Below are 25,482 nucleotides of genomic sequence, written 5' to 3'. Positions count from 1 at the left end.
GCGGGAGGATCGAGGGAACATGTCCGAGAACTCCGAACACCATTACACCGAGGGCGACATCGCGCGCGAGGTCACCGAGCTGGAGACCAAGTCGGCGACGGCGTCCAGCATCTTCGATCTGCGCCGGATCATCGGCGGGCTTTTCGTGGTCTACGGCGTGATCGTCACGATCGCCGGGATCACCGATTCGCGGTCCGCGATCGACAAGGCCCAGGGGGTCAACATCAACCTGTGGACCGGGATCGGGATGCTGGTGCTGGGCGTCTTCTTCCTGGTGTGGCTCAAGCTCAGGCCCGTGGTGCCGCAGCAGGAGGATTGAGCCCCCTCGGCGGCGCGGGCCGCAGCGGGGCCGGGGACTACGACCCCGGCCCCGCCTGGTGGTTCAGCGGCCCCGCACGGTCCAGCAGCCCCGTGCGCGCGGCCAGCGCCGCCGCCTCCAGGCGCGACCCGACACCCAGTTTCATCAGCACCCGCTGCACATGCGTCCGCGCCGTGCTCGGTGCTATCCGCATGCCGGAGGCGATCACGCGGGTGTCCTCGCCGTCGGCGACCCGCACGAGGACCTCGACCTCACGCGGCGTCAGCACGCTCAGCAGTCGCTGGGCCTCGTCGTCCGGCTGAGCGGCGGGGTTCAGCAGTTCCCCGAACGCCTCCTTGAGGAGCGCCGGGGCCACCGCCGACTCGCCCGCCCGCGCCTTCAGGAGCGCGCGCTCGACCCCCTCGATGCGCTCGTCGTGCCGTACGTACCCCGACGCGCCGGCCGCGAACGCCGCGGCGATCCCGCGCGGCGAGGGCACCGGACCGAGCACCACCACCGCCACCTGCGGCCGCTCCCGCTTGATCTTCGCCACCGGGTCGAAGGCCCCCGGCTCGGCCGGGGCGCCCGTGCCCAGCAGGCACACCTCCGGCGCCCGCGCGATCACCAGATCCGCGGCGCCCGCGGCGGGCGCGGCCGAGGCGAGCACCCGGTGCCCGCGCAGTTTCAGCGCCGATGCCAGCGCCTCCGCGAGCAGGCGATGGTCGTCCACGACCATGAGCCGTACTCCCATAGAGAAACCCCCCAGTCCCGCCCATGGATGCCCCACTATGGACGTCCACCGGCCCGAAGGACAGAGGGCCCCCCGGCACCCCGCCCCTGTGCATGCCCCCGGAAGCTACACGCTTGTTCGACGCCATGGCGCCCCTGGACAGCAGAAGTGCCCCGGACCGATGACATCCGGGGCACCGCTGACGACATCACCCGTCCGGGTGATCTGGTGGGGGCGGTCAGCCGTCCGTGCCGAAGGCCAGCACCAGGTACGACGCGTCGTCGCCCGCAGCCGCCTTGTCGACGAAGACGTCGGACATGTACAGCCGGCCGTTCCCGAAGAGGATCTCCGCGTAGTCCGGCAGCATGCTGTCCTCCGCGCGCCGTGAGCTCTCCGTGGCCGGGTTCTCCAGGAGCTTGGTCTGCTGGAAGGTGGAGCCGTCGATGCTGACGATCTGTCCGCCCTTGTCGTACGGCGGCTTCTTGTAGGCGATCAGGTTGGCGCCGTCCATGCGCAGCGGCGACAGCAGATAGCCGTCCCCCGCCTCGGCACGCTGGCCGGTGGGCTTGCCGGTGGCCAGGTCGAAGGCGACGACCTCGTTGGTGGTGCTGGAGGAGGTACCGCTGCCGTCGTGCTCCTCCGTGGGCACGAACAGCTTGCCGCCGCCGACGACGACCTCGTGGCAGTCCTCGATGCGGGTGATGCCGTCGCAGCGGCCGCCGTAGGTCTTGCCGGGCGCGGAGATCCGGGCGAGCAGCTTGCCGGTCTTGCCGTCGATGGAGAAGTAGTCGGAGATGCCGCTGCCGTCGCCCGCGCTGTCGCCGACGTCGGCGGCCACCACCAGCGGGTCGGTGGAGACGACCGAGGCGTACTCGATGCCCGGATCCATCTTGTACTCGGAGAGGACCTTGCCCGACCGCGGGTCGATGGTCTGGATGGACAGCCGGGTGTTGTCCGACTCGCCGCAGCTGCGCACCGCGACCAGCTTGGCGCCGCCGCCGTATCCCGCGTCGTAGCAGTCCTCGCCCTGCTTCGGCTGCCACAGCGGCTTGCCGGAGTCGATGTCGAAGGCCGCGCCGCCGTTGCTGTCGCCGAGCGCGACGGTGTGCTGGGAGACCGTCACGTTCTGGTAGTTGATCGGGTAGTCACCGACCTTGACGGTCTTCGTCCACAGCTTCTTGCCCGCGTCGAGGTCGATCGCCGCGATGTCGGAGCAGCCGTCGTACTTCTTGTTCGTCGGCTGGTAGGTGATCGCGGTCCTGTCGTCGGCGGTCATGTGCCGGCTGGCCGCGCAGACCGGGCCGGGCAGCTTGACCGTCCACAGCCTGGTGCCCTTGGCGGGGTCGTAGCCGACGATCTCGTCCACGCCGGTCTTGGCGTACACCTTGCCGGTCAGCCAGGAGCCGGAGGTGCTCACCGTGTCCTGCACGGAGGGCGAGGGGACCTGGAAGAGGACCTTGGCGGCCGGGTTCGCCGGTGCCTTCTCCTTGCCGCCGGTCGAACCGCCGGAGCCCTTGTCCTGGCCGCCACCGCCGGCGCCGCCGGAGGAGGCGGTGTCCTGCTTGGTGCCGCCGTCACCGGAGCCCGCGTACCAGATGCCGCCGACGACGATCAGCGCGATGACGACGGCCGCCGCGATGACGATGTACAGCGCGCTGTTGTTGCGCCCGCCGCCACCGCCCTGCTGCTGCATCGGCATGGTCGGGGGCTGGCCCGGATAGCCGTAGCCCGGCTGCCCGGACTGCTGCATGGGCTGGGTGGGCATGGCGTACGGGTTCTGCTGCGGCGCCCCGTAGGGGGCGGCGGGCTGAGCGCCGTACGGGTTCGGGGGCGCGGCGGGGTAGCCGTAACCGGCCGGCGGGGCCGGCTGGGGGTAGCCGTAGCCGGGGGGCGGCTGCTGCGGATAGCCGTAGCCGGGGGCCGGCTGCGGGGGGCCGGCCGGCGGGGCCGGCTGGTCCTGCGGCGGGGGCTGCTTGTCCGGCGGGGGCGGCGGGGTGGGCGGGGTGGGCGGGGACGACGGGGGCGGCGGGCCGAAACCCCCCTGCTGCGGGGGCTGGTTCGGCGGGGGCGGGGGCGGCTGGGTCATGGCTGGGGTACCTCGGTGACACTCGGAAAGGCCGGACGGCGGACGGAAGGGAGGAGAGCCGGGAAACGGGCCGGGCTCAGTTGCCGAAGGCCATGATCAGCTTCTCCTTCGCCTCGTCGCTGCCGTTCAGCCGGCCGGACGAGATGATGAAACGACCGTCGGCCCAGTCCACGACGCCGTTGTAGAAGGTGTCCTCGATCTCCGCGGTGCCCTTCGGATTCTGCAGCAGCTTCGTGGTGGTGTGGGCGGAGCCGCCGGTCGGGATCGAGACCACCTGGCCGCCCGCGTCGTACGACGGCTGCACATACGCGATGAGCTTGCCGCCCTCGGTCTTCACCGGGGCCATCGGCTCGTCCGCCGGGGACTTGACCCGCCACTTCGCGGTGCCGGTGGAGAGGCTGATCGCGACGATCTCGTTGGCGGTGGACGTGGTGTCCGTGGGCAGGTAGAGCGTGTCGGCGTCGGCCGCGACGCCCTGGCAGCCCTGGAGGTCGCGCTCCAGGATCGCCCAGCCGCAGCTCGGGGAGAACTTCTCGTCGACCTTGACCTGCGAGCGGAATTTCCCGTCCGCGGTGAAGGTGGAGATGTTCCACACCTTCTTGTCGCCGTTGGTCAGATAGACCACGAGCGGGTTCATCGAGTACACCCGGCTGACCTGCCAGCCCTTCTTCAGGGGCTGGGTCCACCGCACCTTGCCGGTGGCCGGGTCGAGTTCCTGGAGCTCGTCGTGCTCACCGCTGGTCGAGGCCCCGCAGGACGCCACCTGGACGAGCCTGCCGGCGCCGCCCGCGTACCCGGCGGGGAAGCAGGCGTCGCCGTAGCGCTTCTTGTCGTACAGCTTCTTGCCGCTGTCGATGTCGTAGGCGGTGCCCGACTCGGAGCGGCCCACCATCAACGTGCTGCCCGCCATGCTGAGTTCGACGTTGAGCGCGCTGTCGAACAGCCCGCCGTCGGCGACCTGGGCGCTCCAGCCCTTCTTGCCGGTGGCGAGGTCGAGCTGGACGAGCTGGTTGCACTTGGCGTTGTCGCTGGTGCCGTTCATGTACGCCACGACGACCTTGCCGTCGTCCGACTTCTGCGGGGTGACCGCGCAGATCTTCTGCGGGAAGGTGACGGGGCCCCAGGGAGAGGAGCCGTTGCCGGTGTCGTAGGCGAAGACCTGCTTGTACGCCGCCTTCACCACGGTGTTCCCGGCGATCCACATGCCGGGGGCGTCGGCGCCCTCGCCCGGCGCGTCCGGGGCGGACTTGTACCAGAGGACCTTCGCCTCGCCGGGCGCGCGGCCCTTGTTGAGGTCCTCGGGGTCGTCGCCGCCGGTGGACGAGGAGGAGGCCGAAGGAGTGCCGTACGAGGTCGGCGCGCCGCTGCCGCTCTGCTCGGCCACGGGCTTCTTCTTGCCGTCGCCGCCGCTGGTGACGGCGTAGACGGTGCCGGCTATGACGAGCAGCGCGGCCGCCGCGGCGCCCACGATCAGCGCCGTCTTCTTCTTGCTGCCGCCGCCGGGGGGCGGGAAGGGGGCGCCGGGCGCGGTGCCGGGGACGCCGGGGTACGGCGGCTGCGGCGGGAAGCCGTAACCGGGCGGGGCCTGCTGCCCGTAGGGGCCCGGCTGCGGGGGCTGCTGCGGGTAGCCGTAGGGGCCGGGGGCAGCGGCGGTGCCGTAGGGGCCGGGGGCAGCGGGTGCCGCAGGGGCTCCGTAGGGGCCGGGCTGCTGCGGGTAGCCGTAACCGGGCGGGGCCGGGGGTGCGGGGGGCGGGGAGGGGGCGGTCGGCGGCGGGGCGCCGAAGCCGCCGTTTCGCGGCGGCTCGTTCCCCGGATCCCGCGGGTCCGCCGAGCCCTCCCGCTCCCTCGGGTCTCTCGGGTCTCTGGGATCTCTCGGATCCTGCGGTGCTCCGAAGCCGCCGCTGGGCGACTGGTCGGGCGGCTGAGTCATCAGCGCTCTCCCCCTCGTTCACTGATTTTTAGCCACGCCCTGAGGTTCTCTACGGACCCAAGGCCGTTGTGCAGACGGTTCTCAGAACGCTCTTTCTATCACTCGGCACGGACAGCACTACGGGCCGGATCCGCCCTGTTCCCAAGGGAGAACCGGCCCGTGATGCCTCCGTTACGCGCCTTCACGCCCCCTTCACGCGGCGCACGCGCGGCCCGTCGGGCGCCGGGGGCGGACCGCCCGCCGCCCTGGCTGATTCACGGCGGGCGAACCGCTACGCGTCCTCGGCCAGCTCCAGCCAGCGCAGCTCCAGTTCCTCGCGCTCACCGGCGAGTTCCCGCAGCTGGGCGTCCAGTTCGGCCACCTTCGCGAAGTCCGTCGCGTTGTCCGCGATCCGGGCGTGCAGCGTGGCCTCCTTCTCGGAGACCTTGTCCAACTGCCGCTCGATCTTCTGGAGTTCCTTCTTGGCGGCGCGCTGGTCGGCGGCGCTGCGCTCCTGGGTGGCCGGCTTGGGCGCCGCGGCGGCGGTGCGCTCGGCGACCGCCTCCTCCATCCGCTGCCGCCGCTCCAGGTATTCGTCGATGCCGCGCGGCAGCATCCGCAGCGCGCCGTCGCCGAGCAGCGCGAACACCCGGTCCGTGGTGCGCTCCACGAAGAACCGGTCGTGGGAGATGACGACCATCGAGCCGGGCCAGCCGTCGAGGACGTCCTCGAGCTGGGTGAGGGTCTCGATGTCGAGGTCGTTGGTGGGCTCGTCCAGGAAGAGGACGTTGGGCTCGTCCATCAGCAGCCGCAGCAGCTGGAGGCGGCGCCGCTCACCGCCGGAGAGGTCGCCGACCGGCGTCCACTGCTTCTCCTTGGTGAACCCGAAGGTCTCGCAGAGCTGACCGGCGGTCATCTCGCGCCCCTTGCCGAGATCGACGCGCTCGCGCACCCGCTGCACGGCCTCCAGGACCCGCCAGGTGGGGTCGAGTTCGGCGACCTCCTGGGAGAGGTAGGCCAGCTTGACCGTCCGGCCGACGTTGACCCGGCCGCCGACCGGCTGCGTCTCGCCCCCGGTGCGGGCGGCCTCGGCCATGGCGCGCAGCAGCGAGGTCTTGCCGGCGCCGTTCACCCCGACCAGACCGATGCGGTCGCCGGGGCCGAGCTGCCAGGTGACGTGCTTGAGCAGCACCTTGGGGCCGGCCTGGACGGTGACGTCCTCCAGGTCGAAGACCGTCTTGCCGAGCCGGGAGGAGGCGAACTTCATCAGCTCGCTGCTGTCGCGGGGCGGCGGCACGTCGGCGATCAGCTCGTTGGCGGCCTCCACCCGGAAGCGGGGCTTGGAGGTGCGGGCGGGCGCGCCGCGGCGCAGCCAGGCCAGCTCCTTGCGGATCAGGTTCTGCCGCTTGGCCTCTTCGGTGGCGGCGATGCGCTCGCGTTCGGCGCGCGCGAAGACGTAGTCGGAGTAGCCGCCCTCGTACTCGTACACATCGCCGCGCTGCACGTCCCACATGCGGGTGCAGACCTGGTCGAGGAACCAGCGGTCGTGGGTCACGCAGACGAGCGCCGAGCGGCGGTTCTGGAGGTGCCGGGCGAGCCAGGAGATGCCCTCGACGTCGAGGTGGTTGGTGGGCTCGTCCAGGACGAGCAGGTCCTGCTCCTCGATCAGCAGCTTGGCCAGCGCGATGCGGCGGCGCTCGCCACCGGACAGCGGGCCGATGACCGTGTCCAGGCCCTTGGGGAAGCCCGGCAGGTCCAGGCCGCCGAACAGCCCGGTCAGTACGTCCCTGACCTTCGCGTTCCCGGCCCACTCGTGGTCGGCGAGGTCGCCGATCACCTCATGGCGGACGGTGGCGGCGGGGTCGAGCGAGTCGTGCTGGGTGAGGACGCCGAGGCGCAGTCCGCCGGAGTGGGTGACGCGGCCGGTGTCGGCGTCCTCCAGCTTGGCGAGCATCCGGATCAGCGTGGTCTTCCCGTCACCGTTGCGGCCGACGACCCCGATCCGGTCCCCCTCCGACACACCGAGCGAGACGCCGTCCAGCAGGGCACGGGTGCCGTACACCTTGCTGACGTTCTCGACATTGACCAGGTTGACGGCCATTTCACTCCTGCTCGCGGGGCGGTATCGACGTGCGGCTCCGCCGCGTGGGTCAGCCTTCTAGCGTAGGGCCTCCGGAGCCGGCGTCGGCGCGCGAGGGGATGGTCACCCTTTGTGATGACGTGATCGGGAATGGGCCGCTACCGTGGAGGGCAGGCAGCAGGATCCCGTCCATGGGAGGAACCATGACCGCCGAGTCCGTAGAGCACCGAGGCCGGTGGCCCGTGCCGCCGCAGGACGGCTACACCGTGGACGACCTGTTCACACTGCCGGATCTCCCGCCGCACACCGAGTTGATCGACGGGAGCCTGGTTTTCGTGAGTCCGCAGCGCTACTTTCACTTCGCCGCGATCGACCTGCTGGTCAGCGGTCTGCGCCGCACTCTGCCGTCCAGCATGAAGGTCGCGCGCGAGATGACCGTCGTGCTGGACCGGCGCAACGGTCCCGAGCCGGATATCTCCGTGGTCCGGGCCGAGGCCCTCACCGGCCGGCGTCAGACTCGCTTCGAGGCGGCCGATGTACTGCTCGCCGTCGAAGTGGTGTCACCTGACTCCGAGGCCCGCGACCGCGACGCCAAGCCGAGCAAGTACGCCGCGGCAGGCATCCCCCACTTCTGGCTGGTCGACATGGCGGGCGAGGACGACCACCCCGTCGTCCAGGTCTACGAACTCGGCAAGGCCACCGGCACGTACGCCCTGACCGGCATCTACCACGACCACGTCAAGATCAGCGTGCCGTACGACATCGACCTGACCGCGATCGACGCCCTCTGACGCCCTAAAGGACCGTCGCCCCCGGTACCGGGCCCGCCGCCGTCCGTGCCGTGCGGCAGGTGCCGGAGGCGGAGAGGGCCCCCGCGACCTTCTCGGCCGCGGCGGCGTCCCGCGTGAGGAACGCGGTCGTCGGGCCCGAGCCGGAGACCAGGCAGGCGAGGGCGCCCGCCGCGCGGCCCACCGACAGGGTGGTCGCGAGTTCCGGGAAGAGGGACAGCGCGGCCGGCTGGAGGTCGTTGGCGACGGTCGCGGCCAGCGCGTCGGCGTCGCCCTTGGCCAGCGCGTCCAGCAGCTCCCGCGCGGCCACCGGCTCCGGGATCTCCCGGCCCCCGGCCAGCCGGTCGAACTCGCGGAAGACCGCCGGGGTGGACAGCCCCCGCCCGGCCATCGCGAACACCCAGTGGAAGGTGCCGCCGACGTCGAGGCCGGTCAGCCGCTCGCCACGGCCGACGCCCAGCGCGGCCCCGCCCACCAGAGCGAACGGCACGTCACTGCCCAACTCGGCGCAGATCGCGAGGAGTTCGGCCCGCGAGGCACCCGTACCCCACAGCGCGTCGCACGCGAGCAGCGCGCCCGCGCCGTCCGCGCTGCCGCCCGCCATGCCGCCGGCGACGGGGATGTCCTTGTCGATGTGGATGTGCACCTTCGGCTCGATGCCCCGGCGCGCGGCGAGCGCGAGGGCGGCGCGGGCGGCGAGGTTGGTGCGGTCCAGCGGGACCTGGGCGGCGTCCGGGCCCGCGCAGGTGACGCGCAGCTCCTCGGCGGGGGCGACCGTGACCTCGTCGTACAGGCCGACGGCGAGGAAGACGTTGGCGAGGTCGTGGAACCCGTCGGGGCGGGCGGCGCCCACCGCGAGCTGGACGTTGACCTTGGCGGGGACGCGGACCGTGACGCTCACTGCGCTCCTTGGACTGTGCGGCTGTGCGGGCGGCCGGCGTCAGGCGCCGGTCGCGGCGTGCTCGGCGATACGGGCGAACTCCTCGACCGTCAGCGACTCGCCGCGGGCCTGCGGCGAGATCCCGGCGGCGACCAGGGCGGCCTCGGCGGCGGCCGCGGAACCGGCCCAGCCGGCGAGCGCGGCCCGCAGGGTCTTGCGGCGCTGCGCGAAGGCCGCGTCGACCACCGCGAAGACCTGCCGCCTGGTGGCCGTCGTCGCGATCGGCTCGGTGCGGCGCACCAGGGAGACGAGCCCGCTGTCGACGTTCGGCGCGGGCCAGAAGACGTTGCGGCCGATGGCGCCGGCCCGCTTGACCTCGGCGTACCAGTTGGCCTTCACGGACGGGACGCCGTACACCTTCGAGCCGGGGGCGGCGGCGAGCCGGTCGGCGACCTCGGACTGCACCATCACCAGGGTGCGCTCGATGCTCGGGAAGGTGTCGAGCATGTGCAGCAGCACCGGGACGGCGACGTTGTACGGCAGGTTCGCGACGAGTGCGGTCGGGGCGGGGCCCGGCAGTTCGGTGACGTGCATCGCGTCGGAGTGGACCAGCGCGAAGCGGTCGGCGCGGGCGGGCATGCGGGCGGCGACGGTCGCGGGGAGGGCGGCGGCGAGCACGTCGTCGATCTCCACGGCGGTGACGCGGTCGGCCACCTCCAGCAGCGCGAGGGTGAGCGAGCCCAGTCCGGGGCCGACCTCCACGACGGTGTCGTCGGGGCGGACCTCGGCGGTGCGGACGATCCGGCGGACCGTGTTCGCGTCGATCACGAAGTTCTGGCCGCGCTGCTTGGTGGGGCGGACACCGAGCGCGGCCGCGAGCTCGCGGATGTCGGCGGGGCCGAGGAGGGAATCAGGGGCGGGGCTACTCACGGGACAAGGGTACGGGGCGGTGGGAGCCGCCCCTGACAAGCGCCCCGCCCCGCGCACCCCCGCAGGTCCGGCAAGTCTCCGACGCCCCCGCTCGCCCCGGCGCTCCCGCACCGTCTCGGGCGTCGCCGCCCGGTCTCAGCCGTGCAACCGCTCCCCGCAGTGCGGCCAGGGGCTCTCCCCCCGCCGCGCGTACAGCTTCTTCGCCCGGTACGTCTGCTCCGACTCCGGCGCGTCCTGGGGCAGCCCGGTACCCCCCAGCGTGTGCCACGTGTGCGCGTCGAACTGGTACAGCCCCCCGTACGTCCCCGAAGCGTCCACCGCGTGCGGGTCGCCCCCGGACTCGCACACCGCGAGCCCGTGCCAGTTCAGCGCGTCCACCCCCGCGGCCGAGCGCGGCAGCGCCTTGGTGCCGACCTTCACCACCTGCCGAGTCGGCCGCCGCACCACCTCCGTCCCCTCCCGGCGCGGCGCCTGACGCACCCCGTTGACCGTGCGCAGCAGGTAGGTGATCCGCCGCAGTCCGGGGCGGCCGGGGCGGGCGACGACCTCGGTGCCCCGGAGCAGCGAGGGGTCGTACCGCCGCTCGACCCGGAAGGGGATCTCCTCCTCGCGGACCTCCCGCCCCCCGGTCACCCGCAGCACCGTGACGGTCTGCCCGTCGCGCGGGAAGCTGCCGGCCGGGGCGGAGAGCGTGTCCTCGGGGCCCAGGGCGACCCCGGCTTCCTCGACCGCCTCCCCGACCGTCGCCGCGTTGGTGCGGAGGGTGCGGGCCCGGCCGTCGGCCATGACGGTGACCGCCCGCTCGGTGCGCACATCGAGCGCGAGCCCGGCGCGGCCGATGCTCTGGGAGCGCGAGGCCGACAGATACGCGCCCTCGGCGCGCACCCCCAGCTCCCGCAGCGCCCCGTCCACCGTGCGCGCCGTCGTCCACACCTGGTGCCGCCGGCCGTCCAGGGTGAGCCGCACGGGACGGCCGTAGCGCACCGCGATCGCGTCGCCGGCGGCGAGCGGGGTGCCGGGGGCGGGCGCGACCAGGTCGTGCTCGCCCACCCGTACACCCTCCTCGGCGAGGAGCGTGTCCACGTCGTCGGCGAAGGTGTGCAGCGCCCGCGGCCGGCCGTCGATGTCGAGCCGGATCGCGCGGTCCTGGGCGACGAAGGCGGTGGTGCCGCCGGCCAGGAAGGCCACCACCAGCGCCTGCGGCAGCAGCCGGCGCACCACGGAGTCCGGCCGCTCGGCCGCCCGCGCCCCGCGCCGGCGCGCACGCCGGCCACCGCGCCGCTCCGGCGACGCACCCGTCTCCAACCGCCGTTTGCTGCTCACGCCGACACGCTCCAGAGAGGCCGAAAGGTCCGGATCGGGGGCAGAACCTAGCGGAGCCTTCGTCACTCTCCAAAGCGGCGCGGCTACTCAGCGTTACGAAAGCGGGGTCAGGCCGAGTAGTCGAAGGCGCGCGCGGTGTTCGCGTTCAGGGCCGTCGCCAGCGCGTCTTCCCCGATGCCGCGTACGGCGGCCATCGCGCGCACGGTGACCGGAACGAGGTACGGCGCGTTGGGCCGTCCGCGGTACGGCGACGGGGTGAGGAAGGGCGCGTCGGTCTCCACGAGGACCAGTTCCAGCGGGGCGACGGCGAGGGCGTCGCGCAGGTTCTGGGCGTTCTTGAAGGTGACGTTCCCGGCGAAGGACATGAAGTAGCCCTCGCGGGCGCAGATCCGCGCCATCTCGGCGTCGCCGGAGTAGCAGTGGAAGACGGTGCGCTCGGGGGCGCCCTCCTCCTCGAGCACGCGCAGCACGTCGGCGTGGGCCTCGCGGTCGTGGATGACGAGCGCCTTGCCGTGCCGCTTGGCGATCTCGATGTGCGCGCGGAAGGACCGCTCCTGGGCCTCCTTGCCCTCGGGGCCCGTGCGGAAGTAGTCGAGGCCGGTCTCGCCGACGCCCCGGACGTGGGGCAGCGCGGCGAGCCGGTCGATCTCGGCGAGCGCCTCGTCCAGCGCGGCCTGCCCGCCCGGCTCCCTGGCCCCCTTGCGGGACCACCCGTCGGGGTCGCCGTGGACGATGCGCGGCGCCTCGTTCGGGTGCAGCGCGACGGCGGCGTGCACGTTCTCGTACGTCTGCGCGGTCTGGGCCGCCCACCGGGAGCCGTCGATGTCGCAGCCGACCTGGACGACCCTGGTGACGCCGACCGACGCGGCCTTCGCCAGGCCCTCCTCGACGGTGCCGGACTGCATGTCGAGGTGGGTGTGGGAGTCGGCGACGGGCACCCGCAGGGGTGCGGGCAGCGGCGGGGCCGTGTTCTTGTCGTCCGGGGAGCCGCTCGGGCCGGCGTTCGAAGGCATGCCCCGATCCTACGAAAGGCGCAGGGCCCCGGCCCCCGGCGGCCGGGGCTCCCCCCGCGGGCTCAGCCCGCCTTGCGGTGGAACGGGTGCAGCAGGTCCGACAGGTGCCAGTGGTGCTGCGTCCCGCTGCCCCCGGCCGCCCCCTCGGCAGCCGGCACCCGCGGCACCTCCACCGGCCCGGCCAGCGGCGCGCTGTGCTGATGGCGCGCGCCCGCCTGCCGGACCGACGACACCTGTCCGGCACGCATGATGCGCAGCACGTGACCATCGCAGTTCTGGCAGCGGGGGCTGCGCAGCGGCGACGGCACTATGCGCCCGTCGGCCACGTACAGCACGAACTGCTGCCCGTCGGCGTCCGTGTGGTGCTCTATCTCGTACGACTGCTCCCAGCCGTGCCCGCAGCGCATGCAGGCGAATGAATACGACTCGTGAACGACGGCTGTGGCCGTACCGCGGAGGCCGGTCTGCCCTGCGATCTCACTCATGCCAGCTCCTCGTTTCCGCTGGACCGGCACCCCTGAGCGGGGTCCCTTCGACCAGTGGACGCCTTCGCCGGCGCGAACGCAGCAGGGCTGTCGAGTGTTGGAGGCGATTTGAGTCTTCCTTGCCGAAACGCCCCCGTGGGCCGCCCTGGCGCTTTGCCAACGGCGACAGCCTTTTGCCGCCCATTGGCCGAGTCGCTCATCCGAGGAGATCGCTGCTCAGAGGGCGTTTTTTACTCAGGCCACCCGCCCGGTCAGCCCCCTCAGCGAGCGGCTTGCTTCGCTGCCACAACGGCGTCGAACACCACCCTCTTCGGCAACCCCGCCTCCACCGCCACCGCCGCGATCGCCTCCTTGCGCCGCTCCCCGGCCTCCTCGCGCACCCGCACCCGGCGCACCAGTTCCGCCGCGTCGAGTTCCTCCGGGCCGGTCTCGGGCGCGCCCTCGACCACGACCGTGATCTCCCCGCGCACCCCCTCCGCAGCCCAGCTCGCCAGCTCGGCCAGCGGGCCCCGGCGCACCTCCTCGTACGTCTTGGTCAGCTCCCGGCAAACCGCGGCCCGCCGCTCGGCGCCGAAGACCTCCGCCATCGCGGCGAGGGTGTCGTCGAGGCGGTGCGGGGCCTCGAAGTAGACCAGCGTGCGCCGCTCGGCCGCGACCTCGCGCAGCCGGGAGAGCCGTTCGCCCGCCTTGCGCGGCAGGAAGCCCTCGAAGCAGAACCGGTCGACGGGCAGCCCGGACAGGGCGAGCGCGGTGAGCACGGCGGACGGGCCGGGCACGGCGGTGACCCGGATGTCCTGCTCGACGGCCGCCGCGACCAGCCGGTAGCCGGGGTCGGACACCGAGGGCATGCCGGCGTCCGTGACGAGCAGCACCCGCGCCCCGCCGGCCAGCTCCTGGACCAGCTCGGGCGTGCGCGCGGACTCGTTGCCCTCGAAGTACGACACCACCCGGCCGCCCGGTGCGACGCCGAGCGCCTGGGTGAGCCGGCGCAGCCGCCGGGTGTCCTCGGCGGCGATGACGTCCGCGGTCTCCAGCTCGCGCACCAGCCGGGGCGGCGCGTCCGCGATGTCGCCGATGGGGGTACCTGCGAGGACAAGGGTTCCAGTCACGCCCCCATCCTCGCAGGGGTCCCCGAGCCTGAGGAAAACGACCGCTTCGCGGCCCGCGCCGCCGCGTGCACGGGACTCGCACAGCACCGTTCCCTACGATGGCGCGGTGACCAGTACCGCGTCCTCCATGGATCTGAGGCAGGGCCAGGCGCCGCACGAGCAGCGGCCGGCGTGGCAGCAGCGGCTGCGCCGGTTCGGGTACGCGCCGGCGAAGGACGTGCCCGAGGGCGACGTGCGCGGCCGGCTGGTGCCGCCGTACCCGCAGCCCGCTCCCCGGCTGTGGCGGGCGCTCGGCGTGCCGCCCGTCCTCGCCGACCGGATCACCCGCTGGTCCGGCTGGCTGGGACCGCTGCTGGTGACGCTGGTGGCGGGCGTGCTGCGGTTCTGGAACCTGGGCAGCCCGCGGGCGGTGATATTCGACGAGACGTACTACGCGAAGGACGCGTGGGCGCTGGTCCACCGGGGCTTCGAGGTCAACTGGGACAAGAACGCCAACGACGTGGTCCTCCAGACGCACGGGCATCTGGCGATCCCGGCGGACGCGGCGTACGTGGTGCACCCGCCGGTCGGGAAGTACGTGATCGGGCTCGGCGAGCTGGTGTTCGGGTTCAACCCGTTCGGCTGGCGGTTCATGACCGCGCTGCTGGGCACGCTGAGCGTGCTGATGATCTGCCGGATCGGGCGCCGGATGTTCCGTTCGACGTTTCTGGGCTGCCTGGCGGGCGGGCTGCTCGCGGTGGACGGGCTGCACTTCGTGATGAGCCGCACCTCGCTGCTCGACGGTGTGCTGATGTTCTTCGTGGTGGCCGCGTTCGGCTGTCTGCTGATCGACCGGGACACGTCACGGGCGAGACTGGCCGCCGCGCTGCCCGTGGGGCCGGACGGCCTGGTGCGCCCGGACGCGCGCGTCGCGGACTCCGCCCGGCTCGGCGCCCGCCCCTGGCGCTGGGCGGCCGGCCTGATGCTGGGCCTGGCCATCGGCACCAAGTGGAACGGCCTGTACATCCTGGTCGCGTTCTGCGTGATGGCGGTGCTGTGGGACGTCGGCGCCCGCAAGGTGGCCGGCGCGGCGCGCCCCTACCGCGCGGTCCTGAAGCACGACACGGGGATCACCTTCCTGGCGACGGTCCCGGTGGCCGTCGCCGTCTACCTGCTGTCCTGGCTGGGCTGGATCCTCTCCCCCACCAACGGCACCGGCGGATACTTCCGCAACTGGGCCCTCACCGACGGCCGGGGCGGCACCTGGACCTTCCTGCCGGACTGGCTGCGCAGCCTGTGGCACTACGAGCACGAGGTGTACGAGTTCCATCTGCATCTGGACTCCCCGCACACCTACCAGTCCAATCCGTGGAGCTGGCTGGTGCTGGGCCGCCCGGTGTCGTACTTCTACGAGTCGCCCTCCCCCGGCACCGACGGCTGTCCGGCGGACGCGGGCCAGAAGTGCGCCCGCGAGGTGCTGGCGCTCGGCACGCCGCTGCTGTGGTGGGCGGCCTGCTTCGCGATCGTGTACATCCTGTGGCGCTGGGCGTTCCGCCGCGACTGGCGGGCCGGCGCCATCGCCTGCGGCATCGCGGCCGGCTATCTGCCCTGGTTCCTCTACCAGGAGCGGACGATCTTCTTCTTCTACGCGGTCGTCTTCGTGCCGTTCCTGTGCCTGGCCGTGGCCATGATGATCGGCGCGATCATCGGCCCACCGGGCTCCGGCGACACCCGCCGCGTGATCGGCGCCACCTCGGCGGGCGTCCTGGTCCTGCTGATCACCTGGAACTTCATCTACTTCTGGCCCCTGTTCACCGGCACGGCGATCCCGATCGACTCGTGGCGGGCGCGGATGTGGCTGGATACGTGGGTGTAGCTCCGAGCCCGTGGCGAGGCACCGTGTCGTGCGCTTTCGGGCAGCGACGGTGCCCGCCGGTGCCTGGCGCCGCCGTGCGGGGAGCCGGTACCAAGGAGCGGCCATGCCTCGCACCGGAAGAGGGACGATGCACGCTCAGGACAACGCCAGACAGACCGGCTCCGGGAAGGCCCGCGCCACGACCCGGAAGCCGGCGGACGCCGGGACGCCGTTGCTCGCCCTCCAGCGCTCCCACGGGAACGCGGCGGTCGTGCGGATGCTGGGCGCGGACAAGGGCGCACGGGACGTGCAGCGCGCGGTCGAGCAGAACCGGCCCCTGATCACCCACCAGAACCCGGACGACGACTGGACGGCCGACGACGCCACACCGGCACGCGCGGACGGGCTCGTGCTCAGCGGTCACGGCGCCTGGCACGCCCGTGACGACTACTTCCGGGTGCCCGCGGGCACGCGGGTGCACTTCTACACGCAGCACGGCATGGTGCTCCCCGACGATCTGGGCGGGGACGTGGAGGGCGGCCGGGAGCGGCGCGGCAACGTGGAGCAGGGCGCGCACCGGGGCGCCTCGCGCACCGTGGTGGGCGGGCGGAGCCTCCAGAACTACACGATCTCCTACCCCAGCGGGCTCACCATCCGGGGCGATCCCGCGATCGCCACTCCGGCGGCGGCCGGTGGCTACGACGTCGAACTCAGCCCCGGCTCGCAGAACGCCGCCGTCATCCACGTCGCCACGCTGACCGACCCGCAACTCGCCGGTCACTCCATCGTGTTCGACGGGGATGTGCTGCTCAGCGACATCCTGACCCGCGGCATGGGCGATGTGCACTTCGCCGCGTGCCGCTTCGTGGAGACCAACCGGCCCGGCACCCGCAACCAGGGCCGGCCCCCGAACCACAACTACCAGGGCGATCCGGGCGAGGACGGCGGCCTCTACAACCCCTGAGACAACCCCCGGCCGGCCGGCCCACTTATGATCATGGGCATGTCCGAACTGCGTGAGCGTGCCGCGCGCCGGCGGCTGGCGCCCGGCGAGCAGCTCCTGGCGTACGCCTCCGTCGTCCCCGCGGCCAGTGCCAAGGGAGTGAGCGTGAACCTCGGCGGAGTACTCGCGAACGATCTGATGAGCCAGGTCGGCGCGCAGGGCGGAATGGCCGGCGGCATCGCGTCGCAGCTGCCGCCGACGTCCGGGGCGCTGCTGCTGCGCGTCACGGACCAGCGCGTCGGGCTGGTGAAGCCGCTGGACGGCACGCCGGTGTGGGAGGTGCCCAGGACCTGGGTGGCGCGGGTCGAACGGCGGCCCCGGCTGCAGTTGATGGCCCGTTTCCGGTTGCACTACGCCGACGGTTCCTGGCTCGCCTTCCTCACCATGCGCCGCCGGAACATCGAGCGGTTCCGCGCCCTCCTGGGCTGAATCCCCCGGTCCGATTGTCGCAACCCTGCTACGGAATGACCGGACGCGTCACCCGTCCCGGCCGGGACTTTAGGGTGAATGCCGTCGTTGGGGAGTCGAGGGGCCGGGGGACCCCCCGCGAGGGTGGAGGAAAACAGGCTGTGGGCAAGAGAAGACGGGTCGCCGAACGGCGCACGACCCCTCCCGGCGTGATAGGCGCGGTGATCGCCCTGGCCGTCTGCGGCGCCGGACTCACCGCCTACGCGCTGTACGACGGCGGTTCCGCGGCCGGCGAGACGGGCGCCGCCGCGTCCCACCGGAAGGTCAGGACCGGCCCGCTCAGCGCGGCCGAGGTGCGCACCGCCGCCACCGCCTTCCTCACCTCCTGGCAGCACGGCCGGGTCGCCGACGCGGCGGCCGCGACCGACGATGCCCCGGCGGCCGGCGCCCTGCTCACCGGCTACACCAAGGACACACACCTCGCGGACGTCACGCTCACTCCGGGCACCGCCACGGGCGCCAAGGTGCCCTTCTCCGTCAAGGCGACGGTGCGCTACAAGGGCGTCGAGAAGCCGCTGGCGTACGGCAGTTCGCTCACCGTCGTACGCCGGGCGAGCGACGGCAAGCCCCTGGTCGACTGGCACGCCTCGGTCGTCCACCCGGATCTGCGCGACGGCGACACGCTCGTCACCGGCGCCTCCGGCACCCCGCCCGTCACGGCCCTGGACCGCGACGGCGGCAAGCTGACGGCCGCCGAGTACCCGTCCCTGGGGACGGTGCTGGACGGGCTGCGCGAGAAGTACGGCAAGAAGGCGGGCGGTACGGCGGGCGTTGAGCTGCGCGTGGCGCGCGGCGAGGCGTCGCGGAAGGCGAAGCTGTCCGACAAGACGCTGGTGACGCTGAGCCGGGGCACTCCGGGCACGGTGAAGACCACCCTGAGCCCGGCCCTCCAGGCGGAAGCCGAGGCGCAGGTCGGCAAGCAGAAGCACGCCTCCGTGGTCGTCCTGCGGCCCTCCACCGGCGAGATCCTCGCGGTCGCCAACAGCGAGCACGGCTTCAACGTCGGCTTCCAGGGCTCCCTCGCGCCCGGCTCCACGATGAAGATCGTGACCTCGACCATGCTGTTCGAGAAGAAACTGATCACCCCGGACGCCTCGCACCCCTGCCCCAAGACGTACAAGCTGGCGGGCTGGACGTTCCACAACGACGACGACTCCGAGATCAAGAAGGGCACCTTCAAGACCGCCTTCGGCGCCTCCTGCAACAACGCCTTCATCGATTTCGCGCCCAAGCTGTCCGACAGCGATCTGACCAAGGAGGCCCAGCAGGTCTACGGCCTCGGCATGGACGACTGGGCCATCGGCGTGCCCTCCTTCGACGGCTCCGTCCCGGTGCAGAGCGGCGCGCAGATGGGCGCCTCGCTGATCGGGCAGGGCGGGGTGCGGATGAACCCGCTGAACATGGCCTCCGTCGCGGCCACTGTGCAGTCGGGCCGCTTCCGCCAGCCGTACCTGGTCTCCCCCGAGGTGGACCACCGCACCCTGGCGACGGCCGCGCGCACCATGTCCGCGAAGACGCAGGCCCAGCTCAAGGAGGTCATGAAGTTCACGGCGGACTACGGCACGGCCGCCAAGGCGATGGCCGGCCTCGGACCGGACTACGGCGCGAAGACCGGCTCGGCCGAGGTCGACGGGCAGAAGAAGCCGAACGGCTGGTTCACCGCCTACCGGGGTGACCTGGTGGCCGCGGGCGTGGTGCAGGCCGGCGGGCACGGCGGCGACACGGCGGGCCCGATCGTGGCCGACCTGCTCCGCAAGGGCGGCGGCTGACCGGCCGGGTCAGTTGTGCACGGGCACGGCCGTGTAGGTCCGGCGCAGGAAGCGGATCAGCGCCTTGGAGTCGAACTGGAGCACGTCGACGCCCTGGTCGGAGTGGAACTCCACGACCGCCTGGACCCGGCCGCACGGCCACACCCGTACGGAGCCGCTCTCGGCCGGCGCCCGCAGTCCGCGCTCCAGCAGGGCGCGGGAGAAGCTCCACTCGTGGGTACCCGGAAGATCGATCCGGACCGAGCGCGGATCGTCGTCGGGGTCGTACCGCAGCCGCACCGGGACGGCCCCCGGATCCTCGTCATCCGTGACGACATGGGCGCGCGCGTACTGCTCGATCACAGACATGAGAACGCCCTTTCACACTCAGTGACCTATGCGAAAGCCGTTTTGCCCGGCTTCATACGCTTCCTCCCAATGTCGCACATTTCCTCCGAAGCGCTTCCGGAGCGTGGAGGCGAGTACCTGGCACTTGCAAAGTGTTTGCAACAGACGTCTAAAATCAAACGGTGCATGTACCTGACGGATTCATCGACGCCCCCACCTCCGCCGTCACCGGAGTGATCGCCGCCGGCGCGCTCGCGGTGAGCCTGCGCGGCGCCCGACGGGAACTCGGCGGAGAGAAAGCGGCCCCGCTGGCCGGGCTCGTCGCCGCGTTCATCTTCGCCGTGCAGATGCTGAACTTCCCCGTCGCGGCCGGCACCAGCGGCCATCTGCTGGGCGGGGCACTGGCCGCGATACTCGTCGGCCCGTACACCGGTGTGCTCTGTGTGTCCGTGGTGCTGCTGATGCAGGGCGTGCTGTTCGCGGACGGCGGCCTGACCGCGCTCGGCGTGAACATCACGGACATGGCGCTGGTCACCACCGTGGTGTCGTACGCCCTCTTCCGGGGCCTGCTCGCCGTGCTGCCGCGCGGCCGCCGCTCGGTGACCGTCGCCTCCTTCGCCGCCGCGCTCGTCTCGGTGCCGGCCGCGGCCTGCGCCTTCACCCTGATCTACGCGGTCGGCGGCACCACCGACGTCCCGATCGGCAAGGTCGCCACCGCGATGATCGGCGTCCATGTGCTGATCGGCGTCGGCGAGGCGGTCATCACCGCGCTGACGGTCGGCGCGGTGATCGCCGTACGCCCGGACCTGGTGTACGGCGCGCGCGGGCTGCGGCAGCGGCTCCGGCTGCGGGTGGACGGCGAACTGGTGGACGCGCCCGCCGTGCCCGTCTCCCCCGCGGCGGCGCCCGTCTCGCGGCGCAAGGTGTGGGTGACCGGGCTCGTCGCCTCCCTCGTCCTCGCCGGCTTCGTCAGCTTCTACGCCTCCGCGAACCCCGACGGCCTGGAGAAGGTCGCGCACGACAAGGGGATCGACACCAAGGCGAAGGAGCACGCGGCGGCCGGTTCCCCGCTCGCGGACTACGGCGTCAAGGACGTCTCCGACGCGCGCCTGTCCGGCGGACTCGCGGGCGTGATCGGGGTCGGGGTCACGGTGGTCGCGGGCAGCGCGGTGTTCTGGGCCGTGCGCAGGCGGCGCGGCGGCGCGGACGTCTCGCCCGCGGGCCCCGGTCTCTGAGATGGGCGCGGGCCACGCTCACCGCCTCTACCGGCACGGCACCTCGCCCGTGCACGCGCTTCCGCCGCACACCAAGCTCGCGGCCGCCTTCCTCTTCGTGCTGGTCGTGGTCTCCACCCCGCGCGAGGCGATGTGGGCGTTCGCGGTGTACGCCGTGCTGCTCGCGGCCGTCGCCCGGCTCGCCCGCGTCCCGGCCGGGTTCCTGCTGCGGCGGCTGCTGATCGAGGTGCCCTTCGTGGCGTTCGCGGTGCTGATGCCGTTCGTCGCGCGGGGCGAGCGGGTGCACGTCCTCGGGCTCTCGCTGAGCGTCGGCGGGCTGTGGGGCGCCTGGAACGTGCTCGCCAAGGGCACCCTCGGCGTCGCCGCCTCCGTGCTCCTCGCGGCCACCACCGAACTTCGCCAGCTCCTGCTGGGCCTCGAACGGTTGAGGCTGCCGCCGCTGCTGGTGCAGATCGCCTCCTTCATGCTCCGCTACGGCGACGTCATCACCGACGAGATGCGCCGGATGCGGATCGCCCGCGCCTCCCGCGGCTTCGAGGCGCGGGGGGTACGGCACTGGGGGGTGCTCGCCAAGTCCGCCGGCGCGCTGTTCATCCGCTCCTACGAGCGCGGGGAGCGCGTGCATCTGGCCATGGTGAGCCGGGGGTATGCCGGTTCGATGCCGGTCGTCGAGGAGGCCACCGCCTCCCCGGCGCAGTGGCGCCTCGCCCTCGCGCTCCCCTGTTCCGCCCTCGTCGTCTGCCTGTTGGGATGGACCCTGTGAATCCGGGATGGACCCTGTGAGTACGACCGGTACGACCACTGCCTCGCTGGAGGTCTCCGGCCTCGCCTTCGCCTACCCGGACGGCCACCAGGCCCTGTTCGGCGTCGACTTCACCATCGGGCGCGGCGAACGCGTCGCGCTGCTGGGGCCGAACGGCGCCGGCAAGACCACCCTGGTACTGCACCTCAACGGCATCCTCGACGGCGGCGCCGGGACGGTCACCGTCGCCGGACTGCCCGTCGGCAAGCGGCACATGGCGACGATCAGGCAGAAGGTCGGCATCGTCTTCCAGGACCCGGACGACCAGTTGTTCATGCCGACGGTGCGCGAGGACGTGGCCTTCGGCCCGGCGGCGGCCGGGATCAGGGGCGCGGAACTGGAGGCGCGGGTACGGGACGCCCTGGGCCGGGTCGGCATGGCGGAGTTCGCGGACCGGCCGCCGCACCATCTCTCCTTCGGGCAGCGGCGGCGCGTGGCGGTGGCGACCGTGCTGGCGATGGAGCCGGAGATCCTGGTCCTGGACGAGCCGTCCTCCAATCTCGACCCCGCCTCCCGGCGGGAGCTGGCCGACATCCTGCGCTCGCTCGACGTCACGGTCCTGATGGTCACGCACGACCTGCCGTACGCCCTGGAGCTGTGCCCGCGCTCGCTGATCCTCAGCGACGGCGTGATCGCGGCCGACGGGCCGACGGCGGACCTGCTCGGTGACGAGGAGCTGATGCGGGCGCACCGCCTGGAGCTGCCGTTCGGCTTCGACCCGCGGGTGGCAAAGGCAATGAAAACGGGCAGCTGATCTCACCGAGGAATCGCAGGCCCGCACCCGCTGTTGCACCCACTGTCGCAGGCGGTGAGTGGAAGGGAAGCGGGGACGTGAAAGGCGCGGAGGGCACGGAAGGCGCGGACGTGGTCGTGCACGGCACGGTGGCCGAGGGCTTCGAGCCGGTCAGGGAGGCGTTCGCGGCGAACTTCGCCCACCTCGGGGAGCGCGGCGCGGCGGTCGCCGTGTACCGCGGCGGACGGCGGGTGGTCGACCTGTGGGCGGGCACCAGGGACGTGGACGGAACGGCACCCTGGGAGCCCGGCACCGCCCAGATCGTGCGCTCGGCCACCAAGGGCGCCGTCGCCGCCGGGCTTCTGCTGCTGCACCAGCGCGGCGAGCTGGACCTGGACGCGCCGGTGGGCGCGTACTGGCCCGAGTACAAGGCGGCGGGCAAGGAGCGCACCCTCGTCCGCCATCTGCTGGCGCACCGCGCGGGCGTGCCCGTCCTGGACCGCCCGCTGACTCCGGCGGAGGCCGCCGACCCGGACCTCGGCGCGGCGGCCGTCGCCGCGCAGGCCCCGGTGTGGGAGCCGGGCACGGACCACGGCTACCACGCCCAGACGTACAGCTGGCTGACCGGTGAACTGGTCCGGCGGGTCACCGGGCGCCCGGTCGGCGCGTGGCTGGCCGACGAGATCGCCGGGCCGGTCGGGGCCGATCTGTGGCTCGGCCTGCCCGCGGCCGAACAGGGCCGCGTGGGGCGGGTGGGGGACATCGACGCGCCGCAGTCCGCGGGCGCCCTGAAGCTGCGGCCCAAGCGTGCGGTGTCCGCGGCCTACGCCGACCCGGACTCGCTCACCCGGCGCGCCTTCGCCGCGATCACCCCGCTCCCGGACGAGAACGACCCCGCCTACCGCGCCGCCGCCCTGCCCGCCTCCAACGGCATCGCGACGGCCGACGGGCTGGCCCGTGTCTACGCCTCGCTGATCGGCGACGTGGACGGCGGGGTCCGCCTGTTCACGCCCGAGACGCTGGAACTGGCCCGCGCCGAGCAGTCGGCGGGTCCGGACCGGGTGCTGGTGGTCAACACCCGTTTCGGTCTCGGCTGGATGCTGCACGGCAGCGCGTCCCCGCTCCTCGCCCCCGGCTCCTTCGGGCATCCGGGCCGCGGCGGCGCGCTCGCCTTCGCCGACCCGGAGTCGGGCATCGCGTTCGGGTACGTCACCAACGGCTTCCGCAAGAGCGTGACGGCGGACCCGAGGGCGCAGGCGCTGGTCCGGGCGCTGAAGGTGGCGCTGGGGGCGTGAGGCGGCCGAGGACGCACGCCGGCTCGTGACGGCGCGCGCCCTTTCGTGCCTCGGGGCTCAGACGTGGATCGGGTGCGACGTGCGCCCCGAGTCCGCGTCGATCTCCGCATGCGCCTTGTTCAGCAGCTCGATGGCGATCTGGTTGAGGGCGCGGGCCCCGGCGATCTCCTCGCCGACCCTGGGCTGGTCGTTGTCGATGTGGTGGCGGCTGGCGTGTCCGTGTCCCCGGATCTCGCTGCCGTCGGGCAACCGGACCAGGGCCGCCGCGCGCGTGTGCTGACCGTCCTCCTCGAACTCCAGCTCGACATGCCATCCGACAGCGGTGTGCATCGTGGTCCGCGTCTGCTGCATGGTCTGCGTCATGTCGGCCACCTCCGGGAAACACACATTCCGGCTGTCTCCAGCGTCCTCCCGACCACGCCCCGCGTCATCTCGGCGGCCGGGCTCAGTCTCCTTGCTCCTCCTCGAAACTGGCGAAGTACGCGGCGGCCATGTCCTCCTGGCCGTGACCACGGGCGGCCGCACGGGCGAGCCGCTCGGCGGTGGCCTCGGCGACGTCGAGGCGTACGCCGCTGCCCTTGCCCGCGGCCACGATCAGCCGGGCGTCCTTCTCGGCGGTGGTCACCGCGAACGACGCCGGGGTCAGCCTGTCCTCCAGCAGCAGCCGGGACTTGGCCCGCAGGTAGCCCATGTCGAGCGGGCCGCCGCCGATCAGCTCGAAGAACTTCTGCGGGTCGACGCCGAGGCCCTTGGCGAGGGCCAGTGTCTCGCCGGCGGCCGCGGTGACGGCGAGCACCCAGCTGTTGGCGACCAGCTTCAGCCGGCTGGCGCTGCCCGCGGCCCCGTCCGTGCCGGTCCACAGGGTCTTGGCGCCCACCGCGTCGAACACCGGCGTGACCGCCGCGCGCCCCTCCTCGGGCCCGGCCGCCAGCACGGTGAGCTGTCCGGCCTCGGCGGGCTCCTTGGTGCCGAGGACGGGGGCGTCGTAGAAGAGGAGTCCGTGCTCGCGGGCGAAGCCGGCCAGGTCGCCGATCAGCTCGGTCCCGGCGGTGGTGGACTGCGCCCAGGCGGCCCCCTGGCGCAATGCCGGCGCTGCCTCCCGCATGACCTCCAGCACGGTGTTGCCGTCGTAGAGCATCGTCAGGACGACATCGGCGCCCTCGACGGCCTCGGCGGGCGTGCCGGCGATCCGCGCCCCGTCGGCGGCCAGCGGCTCGGCCTTGTCACGGGTGCGGTTCCAGGCCCGCACCTCCAGCCCGGCCCGGCACAGATTGCGGGCCATGGCGGCGCCCATGATGCCGGTGCCCAGGACACTGACGATCGGCTTGTCGCTCATTGACGCTCCCTGAAGTCGCAGTAAGCCACGGTGCCCCTCCACCTTCCCCCACACCGCCAACCGACGCAGGAACCGGCTCGGCCGGGTCGGTGTGCGACACCGGCCCGGTACGACGACAGGCAGTCCGGCCGACGACAGGTGACGGCTGCAGGGAATTCAGCCATACAGGCTCAAATAGAAGTACGCCGCACTCTTCAGCCGCGCCTTACCTCAGAACATGCTCAGATACCTGGGCGACTACTTTGAGCATCCATCACTAATCGCATAGTGTCCGAGCATCGAACCGCAGGACCAGCGGTTGTACAGCAGGGGGAAACATGGGCATAGGCATGCGGCGAGTCGCCATCACGTCCAGCACGGCATTGCTGCTTTGTTTCGCAGCAGTCGGGACAGCAACCGCGGATCAGGAACCGCCGATTCCGAGTGCCGGCGACACCGAGCAGGCAGCGGCTACAGACTCCATTTCTGCGGACGCCACCACCGATATCAATGACCGCACCGGTTGGGACGACGAGGAAGTCACAGCTGTAGTGCAGCCGCAATACTGCGCCGGTCCGCAGACATGGATCGACATTACGTCAAAGACGAATTACCACATCGCATCCTGGTGGAATGGCACCAAATACAAAGACGGCCCAGGTGGATCCATGACTGTCAGCGTAACCAAGTCCGGAACCATCTCGGCCGAAGTTTCGGGTAGTACGGAAGTATCCGCGAGTTCGGTCGTCGTGGCGGCCAAGGCTTCCGTCAGCGCCAAGATCGGCGGCAGCGTCAGCGTCACCACCGGACATACCTATGCGCACAACATCGCCAAGAACAAGTACGGACATCTACAGTACGGATCTTGGGGCTACAAGGTGTCCTGGGCGGAGTACCGGCGCAAGGGGGACGGATGCCACGGTGCGACTCTGGTCGACAGCGGTACGGCGACACTGCCTACATCGGAGACCGGCTGGAAGTACTGGGAGACCGCGTCATGAGGCCCCGGCCCCTGTGGCTCCTCGGCTGCGCCCTGGCTCCGGCACTCGTTCTCACCGCCTGCACCTCGC

At 72.2% G+C, this 25,482-nt stretch carries 24 protein-coding genes; 11 read left to right on the top strand and 13 right to left on the bottom strand.

Annotated elements, in window-relative coordinates; all coding sequences use genetic code 11:
* Positions 1-19: 19 nt before the first annotated feature.
* Positions 20-319 carry a hypothetical protein gene (locus ACZ7EC_RS19980; RefSeq protein WP_471064204.1) on the top strand — a complete coding sequence of 100 codons (300 nt, stop codon included), beginning with the start codon at positions 20-22 and terminating at the stop codon, positions 317-319.
* Between the two features lie 37 nt (positions 320-356).
* On the opposite strand, the gene ACZ7EC_RS19975 is transcribed toward ACZ7EC_RS19980, so the two are convergent.
* From ACZ7EC_RS19975 to ACZ7EC_RS19960, 4 genes are all read right to left on the bottom strand, one after another.
* The gene (locus ACZ7EC_RS19975) at positions 357-1,049 is read right to left on the bottom strand and encodes a helix-turn-helix transcriptional regulator (protein ID WP_471064203.1); all 693 of its coding nucleotides are present in this window, start codon (positions 1,047-1,049) and stop codon (positions 357-359) included.
* A 217-nt stretch (positions 1,050-1,266) separates the two neighbouring features.
* Positions 1,267-3,114, bottom strand: a complete 1,848-nt coding sequence (locus ACZ7EC_RS19970; protein WP_471064201.1) for an outer membrane protein assembly factor BamB family protein — start codon at positions 3,112-3,114, stop codon at positions 1,267-1,269.
* Positions 3,115-3,190: 76 nt separating this feature from the next.
* On the bottom strand, positions 3,191-5,044 hold the full coding sequence (locus ACZ7EC_RS19965; protein ID WP_471064199.1) for an outer membrane protein assembly factor BamB family protein: 1,854 nt from the start codon (positions 5,042-5,044) through the stop codon (positions 3,191-3,193).
* A gap of 271 nt (positions 5,045-5,315) precedes the next feature.
* Positions 5,316-7,124 (bottom strand): ABC-F family ATP-binding cassette domain-containing protein, encoded by a 1,809-nt coding sequence (locus ACZ7EC_RS19960; protein WP_471064197.1) that lies wholly within the window; start codon positions 7,122-7,124, stop codon positions 5,316-5,318.
* A gap of 182 nt (positions 7,125-7,306) precedes the next feature.
* On the opposite strand from ACZ7EC_RS19960, the gene ACZ7EC_RS19955 reads away from it, so the two are divergent.
* Entirely contained in the window at positions 7,307-7,894 is a 588-nt protein-coding gene (locus tag ACZ7EC_RS19955; RefSeq protein ID WP_471064275.1) for a Uma2 family endonuclease, read from the top strand.
* A gap of 4 nt (positions 7,895-7,898) precedes the next feature.
* On the opposite strand, the gene ACZ7EC_RS19950 is transcribed toward ACZ7EC_RS19955, so the two are convergent.
* The 6 genes from ACZ7EC_RS19950 to rsmI form a co-directional block, all read right to left on the bottom strand.
* A complete protein-coding gene (locus ACZ7EC_RS19950; RefSeq protein ID WP_471064195.1) occupies positions 7,899-8,792 on the bottom strand; it encodes a 4-(cytidine 5'-diphospho)-2-C-methyl-D-erythritol kinase in 894 nt (297 codons plus the stop codon).
* A 39-nt stretch (positions 8,793-8,831) separates the two neighbouring features.
* Positions 8,832-9,701 (bottom strand): 16S rRNA (adenine(1518)-N(6)/adenine(1519)-N(6))-dimethyltransferase RsmA, encoded by an 870-nt coding sequence (rsmA, locus tag ACZ7EC_RS19945; RefSeq protein WP_471064193.1) that lies wholly within the window; start codon positions 9,699-9,701, stop codon positions 8,832-8,834.
* Between the two features lie 135 nt (positions 9,702-9,836).
* Positions 9,837-11,024 carry a ubiquitin-like domain-containing protein gene (locus ACZ7EC_RS19940; RefSeq protein ID WP_471064192.1) on the bottom strand — a complete coding sequence of 396 codons (1,188 nt, stop codon included), beginning with the start codon at positions 11,022-11,024 and terminating at the stop codon, positions 9,837-9,839.
* Positions 11,025-11,131: 107 nt separating this feature from the next.
* The gene (locus tag ACZ7EC_RS19935; RefSeq protein WP_471064190.1) at positions 11,132-12,037 is read right to left on the bottom strand and encodes a TatD family hydrolase; all 906 of its coding nucleotides are present in this window, start codon (positions 12,035-12,037) and stop codon (positions 11,132-11,134) included.
* Positions 12,038-12,099: 62 nt separating this feature from the next.
* Positions 12,100-12,522, bottom strand: coding sequence for a hypothetical protein (locus tag ACZ7EC_RS19930; RefSeq protein ID WP_471064188.1), 423 nt, complete (start codon positions 12,520-12,522; stop codon positions 12,100-12,102).
* 260 nt (positions 12,523-12,782) lie between these two features.
* The gene (gene rsmI / locus ACZ7EC_RS19925) at positions 12,783-13,631 is read right to left on the bottom strand and encodes a 16S rRNA (cytidine(1402)-2'-O)-methyltransferase (protein WP_471064187.1); all 849 of its coding nucleotides are present in this window, start codon (positions 13,629-13,631) and stop codon (positions 12,783-12,785) included.
* A gap of 106 nt (positions 13,632-13,737) precedes the next feature.
* Between rsmI and ACZ7EC_RS19920 the strand changes: the two genes are divergently transcribed.
* The 4 genes from ACZ7EC_RS19920 to ACZ7EC_RS19905 all read left to right on the top strand — a co-directional run bounded on the left by ACZ7EC_RS19920 (position 13,738) and on the right by ACZ7EC_RS19905 (position 18,705).
* Positions 13,738-15,486, top strand: coding sequence for a dolichyl-phosphate-mannose--protein mannosyltransferase (locus ACZ7EC_RS19920; protein ID WP_471064186.1), 1,749 nt, complete (start codon positions 13,738-13,740; stop codon positions 15,484-15,486).
* Between the two features lie 103 nt (positions 15,487-15,589).
* On the top strand, positions 15,590-16,429 hold the full coding sequence (locus ACZ7EC_RS19915) for a putative adhesin (protein ID WP_471064185.1): 840 nt from the start codon (positions 15,590-15,592) through the stop codon (positions 16,427-16,429).
* A 39-nt stretch (positions 16,430-16,468) separates the two neighbouring features.
* A complete protein-coding gene (locus ACZ7EC_RS19910; protein ID WP_471064184.1) occupies positions 16,469-16,897 on the top strand; it encodes a hypothetical protein in 429 nt (142 codons plus the stop codon).
* A gap of 140 nt (positions 16,898-17,037) precedes the next feature.
* Positions 17,038-18,705 carry a penicillin-binding transpeptidase domain-containing protein gene (locus ACZ7EC_RS19905; RefSeq protein WP_471064182.1) on the top strand — a complete coding sequence of 556 codons (1,668 nt, stop codon included), beginning with the start codon at positions 17,038-17,040 and terminating at the stop codon, positions 18,703-18,705.
* A gap of 9 nt (positions 18,706-18,714) precedes the next feature.
* Here ACZ7EC_RS19905 and ACZ7EC_RS19900 read toward each other — a convergent pair whose 3' ends face one another.
* A complete protein-coding gene (locus ACZ7EC_RS19900; protein WP_397985527.1) occupies positions 18,715-19,053 on the bottom strand; it encodes an SsgA family sporulation/cell division regulator in 339 nt (112 codons plus the stop codon).
* A 161-nt stretch (positions 19,054-19,214) separates the two neighbouring features.
* On the opposite strand from ACZ7EC_RS19900, the gene ACZ7EC_RS19895 reads away from it, so the two are divergent.
* The 4 genes from ACZ7EC_RS19895 (at position 19,215) to ACZ7EC_RS19880 (ending at position 23,097) form a co-directional block, all read left to right on the top strand.
* Positions 19,215-20,267, top strand: a complete 1,053-nt coding sequence (locus tag ACZ7EC_RS19895; protein WP_471064180.1) for an energy-coupling factor ABC transporter permease — start codon at positions 19,215-19,217, stop codon at positions 20,265-20,267.
* A gap of 1 nt (position 20,268) precedes the next feature.
* A complete protein-coding gene (gene cbiQ / locus ACZ7EC_RS19890) occupies positions 20,269-21,030 on the top strand; it encodes a cobalt ECF transporter T component CbiQ (RefSeq protein ID WP_471064178.1) in 762 nt (253 codons plus the stop codon).
* A 7-nt stretch (positions 21,031-21,037) separates the two neighbouring features.
* Positions 21,038-21,823 (top strand): energy-coupling factor ABC transporter ATP-binding protein, encoded by a 786-nt coding sequence (locus ACZ7EC_RS19885; protein ID WP_471064177.1) that lies wholly within the window; start codon positions 21,038-21,040, stop codon positions 21,821-21,823.
* A 110-nt stretch (positions 21,824-21,933) separates the two neighbouring features.
* Positions 21,934-23,097: a serine hydrolase domain-containing protein gene (locus ACZ7EC_RS19880; RefSeq protein ID WP_471064274.1), complete on the top strand. Its 1,164-nt coding sequence runs from the start codon at positions 21,934-21,936 to the stop codon at positions 23,095-23,097.
* Positions 23,098-23,154: 57 nt separating this feature from the next.
* On the opposite strand, the gene ACZ7EC_RS19875 is transcribed toward ACZ7EC_RS19880, so the two are convergent.
* Together ACZ7EC_RS19875 and ACZ7EC_RS19870 are read right to left on the bottom strand one after the other, a co-directional pair.
* Complete coding sequence (locus tag ACZ7EC_RS19875) at positions 23,155-23,460, bottom strand: DUF1876 domain-containing protein (RefSeq protein WP_471064175.1); 306 nt, start codon at positions 23,458-23,460, stop codon at positions 23,155-23,157.
* Positions 23,461-23,542: 82 nt separating this feature from the next.
* Positions 23,543-24,433: an NAD(P)-dependent oxidoreductase gene (locus ACZ7EC_RS19870; protein ID WP_471064173.1), complete on the bottom strand. Its 891-nt coding sequence runs from the start codon at positions 24,431-24,433 to the stop codon at positions 23,543-23,545.
* Positions 24,434-24,750: 317 nt separating this feature from the next.
* Here ACZ7EC_RS19870 and ACZ7EC_RS19865 point away from each other — a divergent pair, with 317 nt between their 5' ends.
* Entirely contained in the window at positions 24,751-25,413 is a 663-nt protein-coding gene (locus ACZ7EC_RS19865; RefSeq protein ID WP_471064171.1) for a hypothetical protein, read from the top strand.
* Positions 25,414-25,482 lie beyond the last annotated feature (69 nt).

The sequence above is a fragment of the Streptomyces sp. NPDC037203 genome (assembly GCF_055605065.1).
Note: the sequence above shows the minus strand (reverse complement) of the source record. Positions and strands in the feature narration are given on the sequence as shown.